The following is a 15,746-nucleotide window of genomic DNA, read 5'->3' as shown; positions in this document are numbered from 1 at the left end:
TTAGCCATTTTTCCGGTCAGAAAATAAATATAATCTTTTGCTAATTTAGGGTTGACTTTTCATAGCTGGTCTCCTTTATTTCTCTGTGATCGTTTCATTTTTTACGGTATTTGGCTGCTTTTCCTCTGCAGATGGCTGTCCTTCCTGTATGACCTTGACCTGTCCTGACTTAAAGAGCAGCCAGGAGGAGAGGATCATGACCGGAATGGTGATCAGCACACCGATTCCCCTGTTTAACTTTGTCACAAACACCAGAATAGCCAGCAAAAACAGAATGGGCGGTATCATCATCTTCCACTTTCCCGTGATCCTGCCGCCTGCCGGGTTCGTCACCATAAGGCGGATGAACATACATCCGAAGAGTGCCGGCAGCATATAAGAGGTTGCCACCTGAACTGTGGGGGAGCTTAAAAGCGGCTGCAGCGGAACCAGCATCAGCACGCCCACAATGACAACAGCAATGGTGATCAGAGAGGAGACGGCAATGGCTATGGTACAGACCGCATCCCCCTCGTCGGTATTCTGCTCTGCTTTGGCGATATCAAGGGCATTGAGTGCGCAGGGCAGCTTAATATTTGACACATTTCCGGTGATCAGGCTCATGTAAATGGAGGAGCCTAAAATGGGAGTGTAAGTGACAGACTCCACAATCCCCGTGGGAACATACAGAGCCAGAAGGCCGCCGCAGAACATGAGCAGATCTGCTGCTTTTGGCCACATGTCAAAATATGTACACATGGTAACCGGAATTCCCAGCATGACCGCAATGGCGATCACGGTTCCGATCCTGCCGATCCGATGGACCGAATTGGTGTATTCGCTTAATCCGTTTTTGTTCATTCTCAATTCTCCTTTATCCCAGAATATTGGTGGCCATGACCGCAGCGATCATACCCATGATGAGAGCCGCTGACATGATAAAACTGCCAAGCCACTGTATTTTGTATTTTCCCACAATATAGAACATGACAGCCGACACGCAGGCGCTTACGATCAGCACTACGATTCCCACGGAACCGCCCAGAATGATGTAGGGGATAAAAGCAGCGACCAGGGCCGCGGCAAATGAAAAATTGAAAACAGCTCCCCAGGCGCCCTTGCTTTTTCTGTATCTCGTCATGCTCACCTGAATTCTTTTCGCGCAGAAAATATTTGTTATCATTCCCGCCAAAATGCATATACTGGTTACGAACATAATTGCCCCGAACACCTGGTAATTATTGGCTGCAGCCATGGCTCCCGCTGACTGGAATCCCAGCGCGTCCGACACCATTTCCGCTGCTGTCAGTTCATAGCTCACAGCGCCCACCACGGAGAGCCGGAACCAGGACCAGGGAACTCCCAGCACTGCGGAGAGGGAGAAGAGTCCGATAATTACAGAGATGGATGGGATCACGGTAAACACGGCAGAGGATTTGACAACCTCCAGGATCGTTTTTTTGGGGATTCCAAGTTCCAGTGCCCGCCTCCAGGCTTTGCGCATAAACACCACCACAAGTCCGGAAATGTACAGCAGCCCTATGCCCACCAGCACGTAGAGCAGTCTGCTGTTCGCCACGTCAAAATAATTCATTATTTTTCCTCCTGTTGTATTGGGTTCTCTTTTTTATTAAAAGAACATTTAAAGAACGTACGTTAATTGTACAATAAATCATTCCGGCATTTTAGTCAATATGTTTTTATATTTTTCTTCTGTTTCGTGAATAATATACAATTTTCAGGTGGTTTTTTCGTGGCATTTGCGGGGTAGCCAGAAATCTTTTTTGATGTACAATGGAAATAAAGAACGATTTGATAAAGGAGACAAAACACATGATATCACAGGCTTGTCTGCACGATGCCCTGTCCTACGGAAAATGCTTTACAGGACTCGGACAGCCGGCAGATTACATCCCGGAACTTGCCCGGGTAAACAAACACCAGCTCGGTGTCTGCATTGTAAATCTGGATCAGGAGATTTTAAAAGAGGGGGATTATGACAGGCCCTTCACCATTCAGAGCATTTCCAAACTGGTCTCTCTGATCCTTGCCCTGCACGACAGGGGTGGGGAATACCTCTTTCAGGACAAGGTGGGTGTGGAGCCTACCGGTGATCCGTTTAATTCGATCATCAAGCTGGAAACAAAGACACGCCCCTTCAATCCTTTCATCAACGCAGGTGCCATCACCGTGGCCAGCTGTATTGACGGTAAGGATACAGAGGAGCGGTTTGAACGTTTCCTCACCTACATCCGGCATCTGTGCAACAATGACGCGATCTGCCTCAACGAAAATGTCTATCTGTCCGAAAAAAGCACCGGGGACCGGAACCGTGCCCTGGCTTACTACCTGAAGGCATCGGGGATTTTGGAGGGAGATGTGGAGGAATGTCTGGATTTTTATTTCCGGATGTGCTCTGTAGATGTGACAGCCCTTGACATTGCCAATCTCAGCGCTGTGCTGGCAAACCATGGGACGAATCCTTTTACAGGGGAGAATCTCATTGAACCTTCCTGCGCCAAAGCGCTCCGTGCGCTGATGCTCACCTGCGGCATGTATGACGGTTCCGGAAGGTTTGCCATGAAGGTGGGATTTCCCGCCAAAAGCGGCGTGGGCGGCGGAATCGCGGCTGTGGTTGTGGACCGGATGGGTATCGGAGTGTACGGACCGGCGCTGGATGAGAAGGGAAACAGTATCGGGGGAATTAAAATCCTGGAATATCTGGCTGATAAGCTTGACTGCAGTCTCTTTTAGAGCGTGTTTGAAAAAAGCCCTCTGCAGATATGATTTCCATACCTGCAGAAGGCTTTTCATAAAATGGTTTATGCCAGATATTCCTCTATGAAATGGGAGGCCACAGCTCCGTCTGATGCTGCTGTCACAACCTGGCGCAGAGGTTTTGTTCTCACATCCCCTACTGCAAACACACCCGGCAGATTCGTTCTGGTCGTCTCATCCGCCAGGATATACCCCTGGCTGTCAAGCTCTGTCTGGCCGGTAAACAGTTTGGTGTCGGGAATCCTGCCTATGGCTGCAAAGACACCGTCACAGGGGATTTCTTTCCGATGCCCTTTTTTGTCCTCAACCACAACACCTGTCACTTTTTTCTCGTGGAGGATTTCTTTTACCTGGCTGTTCCAGATAAACTCCACGCTGCTGTTTTTCAGAGGTTCCAGGTAAACTTTGGAGGCCCGCAGCGTGTCTCTTCTGTGGACCAGATAGACCTTCTTACATATTTTTGACAGGTACAGGGCATCTGCTGCCGCACTGTTGCCTCCGCCCACCACAACTACCGTCTTATCGCGGTACATCATCCCATCACAGGTGGCACAGTAGGCAACACCACGTCCGCGCAGGGATGGTTCCTCAGGCAGTCCGATCTCTCTTGGGGATGCGCCTGTGGCGAGGACAACCGCTCTGGCTTTTACCTGGCCTTTGGATGTCTCAATGGTCTTGATATCCTGTTTCAGATCAACTGCTGTCACATTTACAAAAGATGTCTCAGCGCCGAACCGCTCGGCCTGACGCTGCATTTTTTCCCCAAGCTCGAATCCGTCGATTCCTTCTTCAAATCCGGGGTAGTTATCCACAACACTGGTGGTTGCCATCTGTCCTCCCGGTGACATTTTTTCCAGAACCAGAACAGAAAGTCCGCTTCTGGCACAGTAGAGGGCAGCGGTGTATCCGCCGGGCCCTCCGCCGATAACTGCCACGTCGTATATATCCCGTTTCATTTGTATTCCTCCCTGTTTGTCAGATGACCTGATTTGTTTTTAACCACTCTTCTACCGCGTCCTGGGAGGGAGGATTGACCACGCGGTCTGCTTCCTTTCCGTCTTGAAAGAGGATCAGGGTAGGGATGGTGTCTATCTCGTACTGCCGGGCAATTTCAGGCAGTTCGTCGATGTCCGCTTTTGCCACTGTGACTTTGCTGCCGATTTCAGCTTCCAGCCTTTCCACCGCAGGGGCAAGCCTGCGGCAGTAGCCGCACCATGGAGCCCAGAAGTCCACGACTACCGGTTTTTCGGATTCTAATACCTCTGTTTGGAATTTTGTTTTTTCGATTGCGTTTACTGACATGCTCTATCATCCTTTCGTATTTGATTTCCGGGAGTACCGGAGATTGTTTTATCTGTATTGATATTGTTTACAGTTCCTTTACTGTCACTATATCAGTTACAGTTAATTTTGTCAATAGGCAGCATACATTTTTTTGAATGCTGTGGTAATTTGTCTGTTCTCCTGTCAGGGCAGAACCATGGCATACGAAAACAGACAGGCAAACCAGCCGATTTGCCTGTCTGTTTCTCTATTCGCGTTTTGCAGTTTTACAATTTTACGTCCACACCTGCATTCTGCACTGCCTTCAGGATCTCACCTTCTAAAATCAGGTTCTGCACAGCCTCGATATAAGGCTCCAGTGCGGCATCTTCATTCAGCGGCGGCATGACCTCCCTGATCTTCGCGTAGACCGCCTCGATAGCCGGGGAAGACTGGTCAGCCGGGTAAAATTCTTTGGCCTGGGCAGCGCAGATCAGCTCAATGGCAAGGATATACCGGGCAGTCTCCACTGCGTCACAGGCTTTTCTGGCGGCATTGTATCCCATGTTCACATAGTCCTCCTGGTTGGCGCAGGTAGGCACATTGTCTACCACAGCCGGATGGGAAAGAAGGCGCATCTCCCCTGCAAGGCCGGCTGCCGTGTACTGGATCATCATAAGGCCGTCATTGAAGTCTGCACTGGCATTTAAAAAAGGCGGCAGTTCGCTCAGATGCCGGTTGACCAGCCGGTCTGTACGGCGCTCTGCCATTTTGGTCAGATCTGTGAGGGCGATGCAGAGAAAATCTGAAGCCATGCCCAGGTATGTGCCGTCCGCGTTGCATCCCATAAGGGCCTCTGCCTCCCCGTTCTCCTCAAAAATAAGAGGATTGTCCACAGAGGAATTCAATTCAATATCAATGGACTCCAGGCCGTCCTTCAATGTCTTTTTCACTGCTCCGTGAAGCTGGGGCATGCAGCGCAGGGACAGGGCGTCCTGGACGCGGTAATCTCTGTATTTTTCCGCGATCCGGCTGCCGGACAAGATATGTCTGATATTCTCGGCTGTCTGCATCTGGCCCGGATGGGGTCTGGCGCGCATGAGCCTTTCATCCATGGCCTTTAACGTTCCCTTGAGCATTTCCAGGGAGAACGCACCCGACACATCCGCTGTCCTGGCAAGAACCGTGCCGTCGTAATAGGCCAGGCAGGCAAGGGCTGTCACGGATGTGGTTCCCGATACAAGGGTAAGGCCTTCTTTTGAGCCAAGGACGGCGGGCTGTAAGCCTGCGCGTTCTAAGGCTTCCGCGCCGGAAAGAAGTTCTCCTTCATACCAGGCTCTGCCCTCCCCGATCAGTACCATGCCGATGTGTGATTCCAGGCCCAGGTAGCCCACAGAACCGTGCTTCGGCACCCTGGGCGTGATGTTCCTGTTCAGCAGTTCCTTTATCAGTTCCAGGGTTTCCAGACGAAAACCGGTGTGGCCGCTTCCAAAGTGAAGGAGCATGACAAACATCATGGCCCTGACCCCCTCCTTACCAAGCGGCTCCCCCACGGAAACCGTATGGGCCAGAATATGGTTTCTCTGGATCTTGACTCTGTCCTCCTCGGGAATGAATTTCCTGCAGTTGTCCCCCAGGCCCGTAGTGATACCGTAGATTGCTTTTCCTTCCCTGCTGAAACGCTCCACATGTGCTCTGCACGCATTGACTCTCGCTCTGTATTCTGCGGAAAATTCCACCTTTGCCCCGTATCTGGCTACTGCCACTACCTGCTCCAGGGAATTTTTTCCTCCTAATGTAACAAGTTCCATATATACCTCCGCTGCTAAATGACGCACGCAGGGACAAGCCGCTGCGTGCGCATTTCAGTTCAGTTTTTTATTGTTCTCGTATCCGCCTTCCAGGGACACGCTCATGATCTTCAGCCTCCGGTAGACATCTTCCTCCACTTCCGCCTCATCCGACGGAATTTGGCTTACCGGCCTGCTCCCGAATATTTCACCCGGTACAAACACCTGACCGCCCGGTTTCATAGGCGGGCAGCCGCGCACATCGCCGGCCAGGGCATCCACCTCCTCTGTAAAGGTATCCAGAGTTGTGAACATCTCCGGGGAAAATGCCACAAACAGGTAACCCAGATCATATTCATCCCTGGCGTTGTAACCCATTTTCGCCCCCACAAAAGCACCGGTCATCACCTCCAGCGCATAACAGAGGGCATAGCCTTTCGGTCCGCCGAAGGGCACGCCTGCCTCCGCTTTCTCCGGGTCTGTGGTAAAATTTCCCTCTCCGTCTATAAAACAGTTGTCCGGCAGAGGGCGGTTCTCCACAATCGCCTGACGCACTTCTCCCCAGACCTTCTGGGAGGTGGCAAAGTCAAATACATAGGGCTTTCCCCTGCCGCTTGGGAAAGAAAAACAAAGGGGATTTGTACCGAACATGGCTTTTGCCCCTCCAAAGGGAGCCACACAGGCCGGGCCTCCGTTGTTGGTGATCATACCCACAAGACCCTCCCCCGATATCTTTCTGGCATAAGGGGTGATCCTTGAATAGCGGCCCACATTTTTCAGCGCCGTGATTCCCACGCCGTGTTCCTTTGCCGCGGCGATGGCCAGATTGGTGGAATACAGTGCCGCGATATGGCCCAGTTCTCCGTTACCGTCCACCTGGGCATAACAGCCCTTCTGTTTTAACAGCTTCATCTCTCCGCTTCTCCTGGAAAGGCCTGCATCCACCGTCAAAAATTTTGACAATCCGTGGGTTCTGTGCCCCTCCAGTTCTGATTCCAGATAATCGGAGATCATGAATTCCGCGTATTCCCCCGTAATGCCCCTTAAGGCCAGAGCCTTTCTCATCAGCTCTTTTATCTCTTCTATTTTTACTGTAACACCCATAACATTTATCCTCTCTGTAACTGTATCGTACTCTCACAGTTACTCTTCTCACAGAATTGCCAGAAGCTCATCCAGCATCTGTGTCTGCCGTTTATCATAGACAGGCAGACAGTAGGCATCCAGACGCTCTCTCACCATATCCTGGGCTTTTAAGATGACAGAGGGCATGCCGAGCTGCTTCCAGTTGTGGTAGATCTCACTGTTGAACAGCCTGGGGTGAAACAGCTCTTTCTGATACAGCTCCAGTGTCTCATCCTCCAGCATGTAGGTCCCCCCCGGTCCCACTCGTTTGATCATGTCCATATGAATGGCTTCCTCTGTTATATAATCGCAGTTCTCCACGGAGAATCTGGCTTCCAGCAGCTCCTCGTCCAGCACGTATTTTTCCAGGCTGAATACATTTAAACAGTCCATCTCACCAAACGCATGGAAAATAAAATCCGTATCACAGTCAAAGGTGGTCATGAGTGACACGGCAGTCTCCGCGCCGTCCTGCCAGTCAAGCTGCTTTGCGCCTGACAGGGAGCCTCCCACCCGGGAGGGAATACCGTAAAAATCAGCCATGGCCTTAGCGTACTGCATAAACACCGCAACCTCCGGCCCCCAGGAAATGGGAACTGCCTTGCGCATGTCCGCGCTGTAAGTTACATTGCCGTAGACCACCGGAACACCGGGATTTACCACCTGGGTCATAATAATGCCTGCCAGTACTTCCGCATTGTTCTGCACTACAGTCCCGCCCACCGTGATGGGGCTGGTCATGCCGGGTGCGGAACAGCAGGTGATGACAACCGGCTGGTTTTGCTTGACATAGGCCAGGGTCGCTGCCACGTCCTCCCTGCTGTATCGAAGCGGGGAGATGACATTCTCCACACCGATTGTAAAATATTCTCCCGTCTCACCGTAAAAGTCCCGGATGAATGCAATGGACTCCGCAGCGCTTTTTCCTGTTTCGCAGGACGCGATCAGTGGCTTTTTGGAGTATTTCAGGCTCAGGACCGTCTTTAACAGTTCCACCTTGCCGTCCGGAAGGCCCGAGGCATAGATACCCGGCACACAGCACAGATTGACAAAACGGCTGGTCTCATCCATCTTCGTGGCATCAATATAATCTTTTACTGTCGGGGTACAGATATCCCCGTCTCTCAATATGGTCATGGCACCTGAGGCAGTGGAGATGGCCTTTCCTCCATCCCCTATTTTCAGGCTGGCAAAAGGTGTCTCTATGGTAAAGCTGGGTTTCAGTCCTCTCAATATCTCCTCTGCCAGAGAGCGTTCAAAATACACCCTCTGTCCATCCACCCGGATTCCTCTTTTTTTGAATACCTCCAGAATTTCCCGGTGTTCAAAATTCACGCCCACACTCTCCAGAATTTCCAGAGACTTCTCATGAATCATCTGCACTTCTGAATCTTTAATCTTCTTCACGAGCATAGCAGGTTATTCCTCTCTTCCTGTGCCGGCTCTGCCATGGTCCCGGCCTTCAATCTATCACTTTTTCTTCACTGCAAAGACGTCTTCAGGATCTCCAGCGTGCCTTTTGTTCCGTCAAGCCTCACATAGTCTCCTGTCTTCACCCGCACGCAGGGGTCATCCTCCTTGGAAAAATCCACCACGGTGGGAATCTGCATAACAGCGCTTGCCACCCCTGCGCTGCTGTCTATTCTGGAAAAGGCCCAGCCCTTTGGCGCAGAACCGGCAGCCCTGGCAGCCCCGAAATAACAGGACCATCCATTGGACCCCTTGCTGCCCGGCATGATCAGAATCTTGTCTTTTATGCTCTTCCCTTTGTTGATGTTCTCATAATCTTTTATCACACCGGTTTTGGGGTCAATGCCGCCCCATCCCGTAATACTGTCGGCACACACCAGTGCTTCCCCTTCCACAATGCCCGGTATGACGCCTCTGCCCTGCAGAACTATTTTTTCCACCGGTATTCCTCCTTCCACACACCGGAAACTGCCGCATCCATGCAGCGGTATTTATCCGTATAATAAACACGCTCGGCACAGCCGTCTGAACGCACGCTTCCGGACTGCTTCAGGCTGTCGTAAGCCTGGCCTTTGTAGTGCTTCAGGAAACAGTCTCCGATGGTGACCGGACAGGTACTTGTCTGTATGGTTCCCCCGGCATCTTCGATGATCTTCGTATATCCGTTTAAATCCGCCATGGCCTTGATCGGATACACGGTCCATACCATAAATCTTACACCATCGTGTATTTTTTTTCCACAAATATAATCAGCGACTTCCTTGATCTGATGGATATCATAGTGGGGACAGCCCAGGCTGACCAGATCCACAGAACCTTCTTCCGTCTCACAGAGCGCCTCATAGGCTGTGCGAATATCCTTTTCTGTCAAAGTAAATTCCTCCTGCACCTCATGTCCCATGAAAGCCTCCTCCAGTGTATTGGCTTCCGGCGTGATTCCCACAATATGGCACATCCGGCAGTTGGTGGTAATGGCAAGGGCCGTAAAAAAGCTTTTCAGCTTCACAAAATCCACGCCCTCAAAATTGCCGGTGAGCACCGGTGTACATCCGGTCAGAGGCAGGCGTTTTCCCATGGCCTTGCCGAGCACTTCCCATTCAAGGGGAGAGTCAAGCGCTGCATCCACATGTATGAGATGGGTGCCGTAACGTTTTTCCTTCACATGGTATCCCCAGTATGGTGTCCTGCCGCAGATTGCTGACCAGAAAGCCGCCTCTATCCCATCCGCGTTGCAGCATGCGCCCCAGATGGAGTTGCCTATAATGGTAACCCCTGACTCTGTCGTCACAAAATGCTCTCCGCGAACAGGCAGCCACCCCATCAGATAAGGGGAACAGGAGCCGGCTATGGTGACCCCCGCTTTTCTGGATTCCTCCAGATAATAGCTGTTCTTGTCAAACTCCTCCTTCGGCTGGTCAAAGATCTCATAGTCAAACTGATCGCTGGCAGCCACGCAGGACTGCACATAACAGTCCTTATCCACGCTGTCAAAGACGATTCTCTCATCGCGTGCCAGATTCATCCTGGTAAATACATCATGGAAATCCCCGCACTCACAGACATTCAGGTAATTGTGATTACCGCAGAATACAGTGGCTTTCGTCACTTTACAGAGCTTTTCGGCGCCGAGCACCTGAGCATAGCGCACAATATTCTCCAGTGCTGTCTGACGGAGCCTTCCCTCTCTGCCGTCCAGGATATCCTGCTCTTCCTTCGTCAATTGAATCACTTGCTCTCCTCCGTTTCCTCCAGGATCTCAATAAACCCCCGGTCCGCATCTACCACGATTCTGTCGCCATCCTTCACGGTTTCATAAAATTCCGGCTCTACTCTGTCCACCATGGGCACCTCCATGATGATGGCACTGGATACCAGAACGGTTTCGGGGTGCTCAATGATCATAGCAGCCGGTGCGTTTTCCTTCAGGTTTAACTGGTAGAGGCCGTCTGCCTGTACCACGGAGCTGCCCTTACCGCCCGGGAAGATAAGCACCTTATGGGCAACGGATTTTCCCTCCAGATCATGGGCCTTCTCTATGACGGTGCCTGTGGCAGGGTCTATCAGATAGAACATAATATGGTCTTTTGACACAACGGCCTGCGCCTCTGCGCGGCCCTCAGAAATTTTATGGCATGTAAATCTTTTTCCCATGTTATTTTACCTCCCCTGTGAGTGCTGCTTCGATACATGTATCCAGGTCGCGGATGACAAAATGAATGCCTCTTCGCTGGGGATAGTAAGCACATTTCGGTGATTCCGTGATGCCCACCTTGCCCGTCAGGTGACGCCAGCAGGGCTGGTCCGGGCAGCTGTCCGGCACGATAAAGCCCCCTGCTTTCGTGATAATATCATCAAATCCCATACGGACTGCCATTTCCTTTACATGGCTGGATGTGAGGATCCACATTTCCTTTTCCAGTTTCTTTCCTGCCAGCTTCTCCGCAATATATTTTACTTCCTCCAGGGTGAAGTGGGGGCATCCGAACATGGCAAAATCAATTTTTCTGCTGCCGTCCAGAGAGATTTCTTTTAAGATCGCTTCCTTATCTTCATTGGTGATCACAACGGTCCTCTTTGGTGTCCTGCCTCCAAACGCAGTTTCCAGATCAGGCGCTTCCGGTGTAAATCCCACAATATGATACATGCCGTAGGCACCTGAAGTATTGAGCTGGGCACCCAGATTTCTCAGTGCTTCCTTGGTGATAGTCTCTTTCGGAAAGCCGGTGAATACGGGAATCCCCTCCCCGATCTTCTTGCCCAGCATGCCGATGATATGATAGTCAAAATCATTCTTCACATCTGCCCGGATCTCCACCAGAATATCGCCCTTTCTGTTCTCATCAAGCAAAAGGCCGTACTCCGGCACATAACCTGTGATGGCTGCACAGAGTGCGCTGTTTGCACCCTCCCGGTTTGTCCTGGCACCCCACACGGCATTGGCATAAGGTGTGGCGCTGGACTCAGAAAAGGCGATCACTTCCCTGTAATTCGGTACATTGGTGTCAATATAAGGGGTACAGTTGTAGGAAAGCTGTGCGCCCAGTGCTTTGTAGGCATTGTGCGTTCTCTGCATCAGATCCGCATACTCCGGTGCTACCATATCCCTGTTTTTGAAAAATTCCAGACAGAAACCCGGATTGACGGTAGGTGTCACGCGGCATTTTGCGCCTCCTGCCAGCATTTTCTCCGCAAACCACAGGTCTGCCTCCTGATTTGACAGGGCCACATGTGCCCTGGTGATGGGAACCATCCTCTCTGCTCCGAAGGACTCACCAATGGCCGCCTGTATTTTCATGGCGTACGCTGTCCCTTTTCCGTATTTTCCATCCAGCATATCCTGCTGGTGCTGTGTTAACTGCATTTAAAAACCTCCGTTCATTTTACTTTTCCAGTACAACGCGGGCGCTGTTTAAAAGTCCGCCGTCGTGAATCCAGTCTTTTAATTTTTCCAGGTAAGGATAAATATAGATATCCTCCTCCATGACAGGAACCAGATCTTTCATCACTTCCAGTACAGCTGCTGTTCCCTCACCCCTTGCCAGGGAAGCATCCACAAACTGCTGCGCCTGATAAGCGGAGAGCAGTTCGATGGCCAGGATATACTCAAATTTTTCCGCTATGCTAAGCGCCTTTTTGCAGGCATTGTATCCCATGGATACATAGTCCTCCTGGTTGGCGCTTGTGGTCACACTGTCCACAGATGCAGGGGCGGATAAGATCTTCATATCATTCAGCAGACCTGCCTGCGTATACTGGGGTATCATAAGGCCGGAATTCAGGCCCGGCTTTTTAATCAGGAAATAAGGGTGCGCAGACAGTTTTTCGTCCAGGAAACGGACATTTCTGCGCTCTGACATTTTCGCTGCCGCTGTGGCTGCAATACAGGCGGAATCCATCTCAATCCCCACATAGGAGGCATCCGGATTCCCATTGGAGAACACCTGGGGATCGTCCGGCTCTCCGCATACGATCGGATTGTCCGCGCATCCGTTGATCTCCACCTCAATGGCTGCCCAGGCATCCCTGAGGGTTTTCTTCACCGCGCCGTGAAGCTGCGGAATACATCTGAGGGATAAGGGGTCCTGTACATGAGTCCCCTCTGCCTTTTTCGTCACCTGGGAACCGCGCAGCATACGCTTGATGATATCCGCAGTCTCCAGAAGCTCCTTCTGGGGACGGCAGTTCAATACTCTCTCGTCATAGGCGCGCAGAAGTCCGTTCAGCATCTCAAAGGACATGGCAGCCACCACGTCAGCGGATTCCACGGCTTTTAACAGGTCATATATACCGATGGCAGCAAGGGCAGTGGGGGAAGAAGTCCCGTTAAGAAGTGCCAGGCCCTCCTTGTAACTGGGGGCAAAAGGCGCCATTCCCGCTTTGCCAAGCGCTGTTTTACTGTCTGAGAGTTCTCCTTTGTAATAGGCCCTTCCCTCTCCCAGTAATACCGCCGCAATGTGGCCCTCCGCACACAGATATCCCACAGAGCCTTCCCTGGGCGTGTAGGGAATCAGATTCTTGTTCAGGAAATCCCGGTAATGCTCCAGAAGCTCTATCCGTACACCGCTGACTCCCATGCCGAGACTCTGCAGGACCATCAGGATAATAGCCCTTACCTCCTCCTCCTTAAAAGGTTCTCCGACACTGGTAGAGTGTGTCAGAATAATATTTCTCTGTAATTTTTCCGCGTCCTCTTTTCCTATGGTCTTTGTGACCAGAGCACCGAAGCCTGTGGTGGTGCCGTACACTACCCGCGCCTCATTCACACATGTCTCAACGATCTTCCTGGATTTTTCCACACGCTCTCTGTACGCTTCCGAAAATTCCACCTCCGCGTGAAAACGTGCCACTGCCATGAACTCTTCTATGGTCAGTTTTTCGCCTAATACTACTTTTTTTATCTCTTCTGCTTTCATCTGCTTTCCCCTTTAAAAATTTCTGCACACTACATTTCCGTCTGCCGCTATGGGCATATATCTGGCCTTTGTCCCTTCCACCATGTCTCCGTAAATGGCAATGTAAAACGGACGATAGACCTTGCGCTCCTCAACCGGCTTTATAGCTAAATTCCTGCCCACATGACGTCTCACCATCCGGCCCGCCATGATGGCGCCGCAGTCTGTGAGTCTCTTGTCCTCGTAGTATGTAGGCTGGATATCATTTTCTTCCACATCTTTTACTTCTGTTGTAATGTCATCCTCCACATAAGATGCACTGCAGGTGGTAGCTTCCACCATCACCCGTATTTTCTGTTTGTCTTCCTCTTTTTTCTTTTTTATGGTCTTTACAATGATATTGTCTTTGAATGTCATTTCATATGTGATATAACGGCTTTCCAGATACATAATGCGGAGGTTGATTTTCTTTCTTCCGAACAGTGCCCGCACAACAGGATTTTTTCCTCCCTGGGCGATCCTGAGCGCTTCCTCCTCTTTCATTTTCACAGGAAAACATTCTATCTTCATAAACCCGTACCTCCTTGCAATTCCTTATCTCAATACAGCCATACGCAGCCGTTATCTGTTTTCATTTTTTATGCACAGGGCTTTACCGCCCATCTGCCGTACAGCCCTGTGCAGATACTGTTATTATTTCTTTTTCTTGTCATTGCCCTTTTTGCCTGTGGCAAAAGATACAACTTCCGTACAATATTTCAGGAATACGCCCACTGTGATGAGAATCGCGATTCCCGGGGCCATAATTCCAATAATAAAATCAACGCTGTTCAGCATGCCGTATCCGTAAATACATGCCAGTACAATATAGAGGAGCACTAAAGCACCGTCCACACCCAGCCATTCCACTTTCAATTCCGATTTTTCCTGTTCTGTCAGTTCACTGACTTTTTCCTTTTGGTCCTTCATATCGCTTCCTCCTTACATACCTTTCAGTCTGCGTTCTGCGTACAAATCCTTTCCGAATCGGTTTCCGATCAGGAAGGCCACAAAGGAAAGCGGCAGGCCGATCAGAACCGGGTCAATGGTTACGCCTGATATGGTCACAGGCCATACATATTGGAATATAATCCAGGTAATACCACCCACAAGCATGCTGGCAATACCTGCCACATTCGTTTTCCTGCCGTCATACATCAGTGCCGCAATGATAGGCACAAACAGCAGCGTCATACTGATACTGCTCAAAAACAGGAATGCGTCATACACACGGTCAAATCTGAATGCTGTAGCGAGACCAATGACACCGAAAATCACTGCTGCCACCCTTGTGATCGTGATGCTGACTTTGTCTTTCAGTTTCCTGTCCCCTCTGAGCATGTAAATGATATCGTTGGAGATAATTTCCCCGCCAATCAGGTAATAACTGTCCAGAGTGGAGATGATAGCTCCCAGAATACCTACGATAAACAGGCCTTTTGCCACCACCGGCAGATATTGCACAACCGTAGCCACATAAGTAACCTCCGGCTGAACAGCCAGGGCTGTATCACGCACACGGATAATGGTTCCTGTCATAATGGTGACTACGTCGAAAGACAGCCAGATGGAGAAGCATAAAAGCATGGCTCTTTTACCTGTTTTCGGTGAATTGGCTGCTGCGAACCTCTGATAAAATGCCGGGTCTTTATACAGGTTGATACAGAGGATAATCAAAATTGCAGCCTGCGGAACAGGTATTCCGCCGAACGCGGTAAGCATCTCCGGGGCAGGACCGCTCAGCGCTGCCTTAATGCCATCCAGTCCGCCCACGTCGAAAAACAGCTTCGGAAACGCGGAGGACACACAGGTTACCATCAGGAAAAAGAAGATCATATCTGTCACGGCCACACCCATCAGACCGCCCAGACAGGTAACACCAATGGAAATAGCCACAACAATGGCCGCAACCAACACCTTATCCGCATGCCAGGCGCCTTCTCCTACATATCCTACTGCCGCGATCTCTCCGATGGACAGACAGGTGATGACAATGACAATCGCACCTAAGACAGCGGCGAATTTTCCGTAATGCACGCGCAGAAGGTCCGGAATGGTCCCCTTTGCCTTTACGGAGATTCTGGGTGCCACCCACAGTGCCAGTGGAAAGCGCACCGCATGGGCGCCGATAGACCAGATAAAGAAGCCCGCAAATCCCATGGTGGTGGAATATCCAACCGTACCCACAACACCTGCACCGCCGTACCAGGATGCCATCAGCGTGCCGACTACCAGTGACCAGGGCAGGGCACGGTTCGCTTTATAGAAACTGTCCATATCCTGAGATGTTTTGGAAAAGTAATACCCTACCAGCAGAATACCGACGAAACATACAACAACTACTATGTTATCAATAATGGTCATAGAACAACCTCCCTCTTCTTTTGCTTTTCCTTTTCAGCACACAGCG

16 protein-coding genes are annotated in these 15,746 nt (G+C 50.7%); 1 reads left to right on the top strand and 15 read right to left on the bottom strand.

Annotated features, from left to right (window positions below; translation table 11 throughout):
* Nucleotides 1-75: 75 nt before the first annotated feature.
* Nucleotides 76-840 (bottom strand): hypothetical protein, encoded by a 765-nt coding sequence (locus WMO65_RS24755; RefSeq protein WP_148393624.1) that lies wholly within the window; start codon nt 838-840, stop codon nt 76-78.
* 13 nt (nt 841-853) lie between these two features.
* Nucleotides 854-1,573: a DUF5058 family protein gene (locus WMO65_RS24750; protein WP_033141386.1), complete on the bottom strand. Its 720-nt coding sequence runs from the start codon at nt 1,571-1,573 to the stop codon at nt 854-856.
* A 239-nt stretch (nt 1,574-1,812) separates the two neighbouring features.
* Here WMO65_RS24750 and glsA point away from each other — a divergent pair, with 239 nt between their 5' ends.
* On the top strand, nt 1,813-2,733 hold the full coding sequence (glsA, locus tag WMO65_RS24745) for a glutaminase A (RefSeq protein ID WP_148393623.1): 921 nt from the start codon (nt 1,813-1,815) through the stop codon (nt 2,731-2,733).
* Nucleotides 2,734-2,801: 68 nt separating this feature from the next.
* Here glsA and trxB read toward each other — a convergent pair whose 3' ends face one another.
* From trxB to WMO65_RS24680, 13 genes are all read right to left on the bottom strand, one after another.
* Nucleotides 2,802-3,713 carry a thioredoxin-disulfide reductase gene (trxB, locus tag WMO65_RS24740; protein ID WP_148393622.1) on the bottom strand — a complete coding sequence of 304 codons (912 nt, stop codon included), beginning with the start codon at nt 3,711-3,713 and terminating at the stop codon, nt 2,802-2,804.
* A gap of 19 nt (nt 3,714-3,732) precedes the next feature.
* Nucleotides 3,733-4,059 carry a thioredoxin gene (gene trxA / locus WMO65_RS24735; protein WP_033141384.1) on the bottom strand — a complete coding sequence of 109 codons (327 nt, stop codon included), beginning with the start codon at nt 4,057-4,059 and terminating at the stop codon, nt 3,733-3,735.
* A 248-nt stretch (nt 4,060-4,307) separates the two neighbouring features.
* Complete coding sequence (locus tag WMO65_RS24730; protein WP_148393621.1) at nt 4,308-5,831, bottom strand: HAL/PAL/TAL family ammonia-lyase; 1,524 nt, start codon at nt 5,829-5,831, stop codon at nt 4,308-4,310.
* A gap of 54 nt (nt 5,832-5,885) precedes the next feature.
* On the bottom strand, nt 5,886-6,914 hold the full coding sequence (locus tag WMO65_RS24725) for an Ldh family oxidoreductase (RefSeq protein ID WP_148393620.1): 1,029 nt from the start codon (nt 6,912-6,914) through the stop codon (nt 5,886-5,888).
* Between the two features lie 48 nt (nt 6,915-6,962).
* Nucleotides 6,963-8,348 (bottom strand): trimethylamine methyltransferase family protein, encoded by a 1,386-nt coding sequence (locus WMO65_RS24720; protein WP_148393619.1) that lies wholly within the window; start codon nt 8,346-8,348, stop codon nt 6,963-6,965.
* Between the two features lie 68 nt (nt 8,349-8,416).
* On the bottom strand, nt 8,417-8,845 hold the full coding sequence (locus tag WMO65_RS24715) for an aconitase X swivel domain-containing protein (RefSeq protein WP_148393618.1): 429 nt from the start codon (nt 8,843-8,845) through the stop codon (nt 8,417-8,419).
* The gene (locus WMO65_RS24710; protein WP_148393617.1) at nt 8,833-10,134 is read right to left on the bottom strand and encodes an aconitase X; all 1,302 of its coding nucleotides are present in this window, start codon (nt 10,132-10,134) and stop codon (nt 8,833-8,835) included. The genes WMO65_RS24715 and WMO65_RS24710 overlap by 13 nt, the downstream gene beginning before the upstream one ends.
* Complete coding sequence (locus WMO65_RS24705) at nt 10,131-10,556, bottom strand: aconitase X swivel domain-containing protein (RefSeq protein ID WP_148393616.1); 426 nt, start codon at nt 10,554-10,556, stop codon at nt 10,131-10,133. Before WMO65_RS24705 ends, WMO65_RS24710 begins: the two co-directional genes overlap by 4 nt.
* Nucleotide 10,557: 1 nt before the next feature.
* Complete coding sequence (locus tag WMO65_RS24700) at nt 10,558-11,766, bottom strand: aconitase X catalytic domain-containing protein (protein ID WP_033141377.1); 1,209 nt, start codon at nt 11,764-11,766, stop codon at nt 10,558-10,560.
* 19 nt (nt 11,767-11,785) lie between these two features.
* Entirely contained in the window at nt 11,786-13,318 is a 1,533-nt protein-coding gene (locus WMO65_RS24695; protein ID WP_148393615.1) for an HAL/PAL/TAL family ammonia-lyase, read from the bottom strand.
* A 12-nt stretch (nt 13,319-13,330) separates the two neighbouring features.
* Nucleotides 13,331-13,867, bottom strand: a complete 537-nt coding sequence (locus WMO65_RS24690; protein WP_148393614.1) for a hypothetical protein — start codon at nt 13,865-13,867, stop codon at nt 13,331-13,333.
* A gap of 123 nt (nt 13,868-13,990) precedes the next feature.
* The gene (locus tag WMO65_RS24685) at nt 13,991-14,266 is read right to left on the bottom strand and encodes a hypothetical protein (protein ID WP_148393613.1); all 276 of its coding nucleotides are present in this window, start codon (nt 14,264-14,266) and stop codon (nt 13,991-13,993) included.
* Between the two features lie 12 nt (nt 14,267-14,278).
* A complete protein-coding gene (locus tag WMO65_RS24680; protein ID WP_148393612.1) occupies nt 14,279-15,700 on the bottom strand; it encodes a sodium:solute symporter family protein in 1,422 nt (473 codons plus the stop codon).
* Between the last annotated feature and the right edge of the window lie 46 nt (nt 15,701-15,746).

This window comes from Blautia caccae (genome assembly GCF_040095955.1).
GTDB lineage: Bacteria > Bacillota > Clostridia > Lachnospirales > Lachnospiraceae > Blautia > Blautia celeris.
The sequence above is the reverse complement of the archived record's forward strand: the minus strand, read 5'-3'. Positions and strand labels throughout refer to the sequence as shown.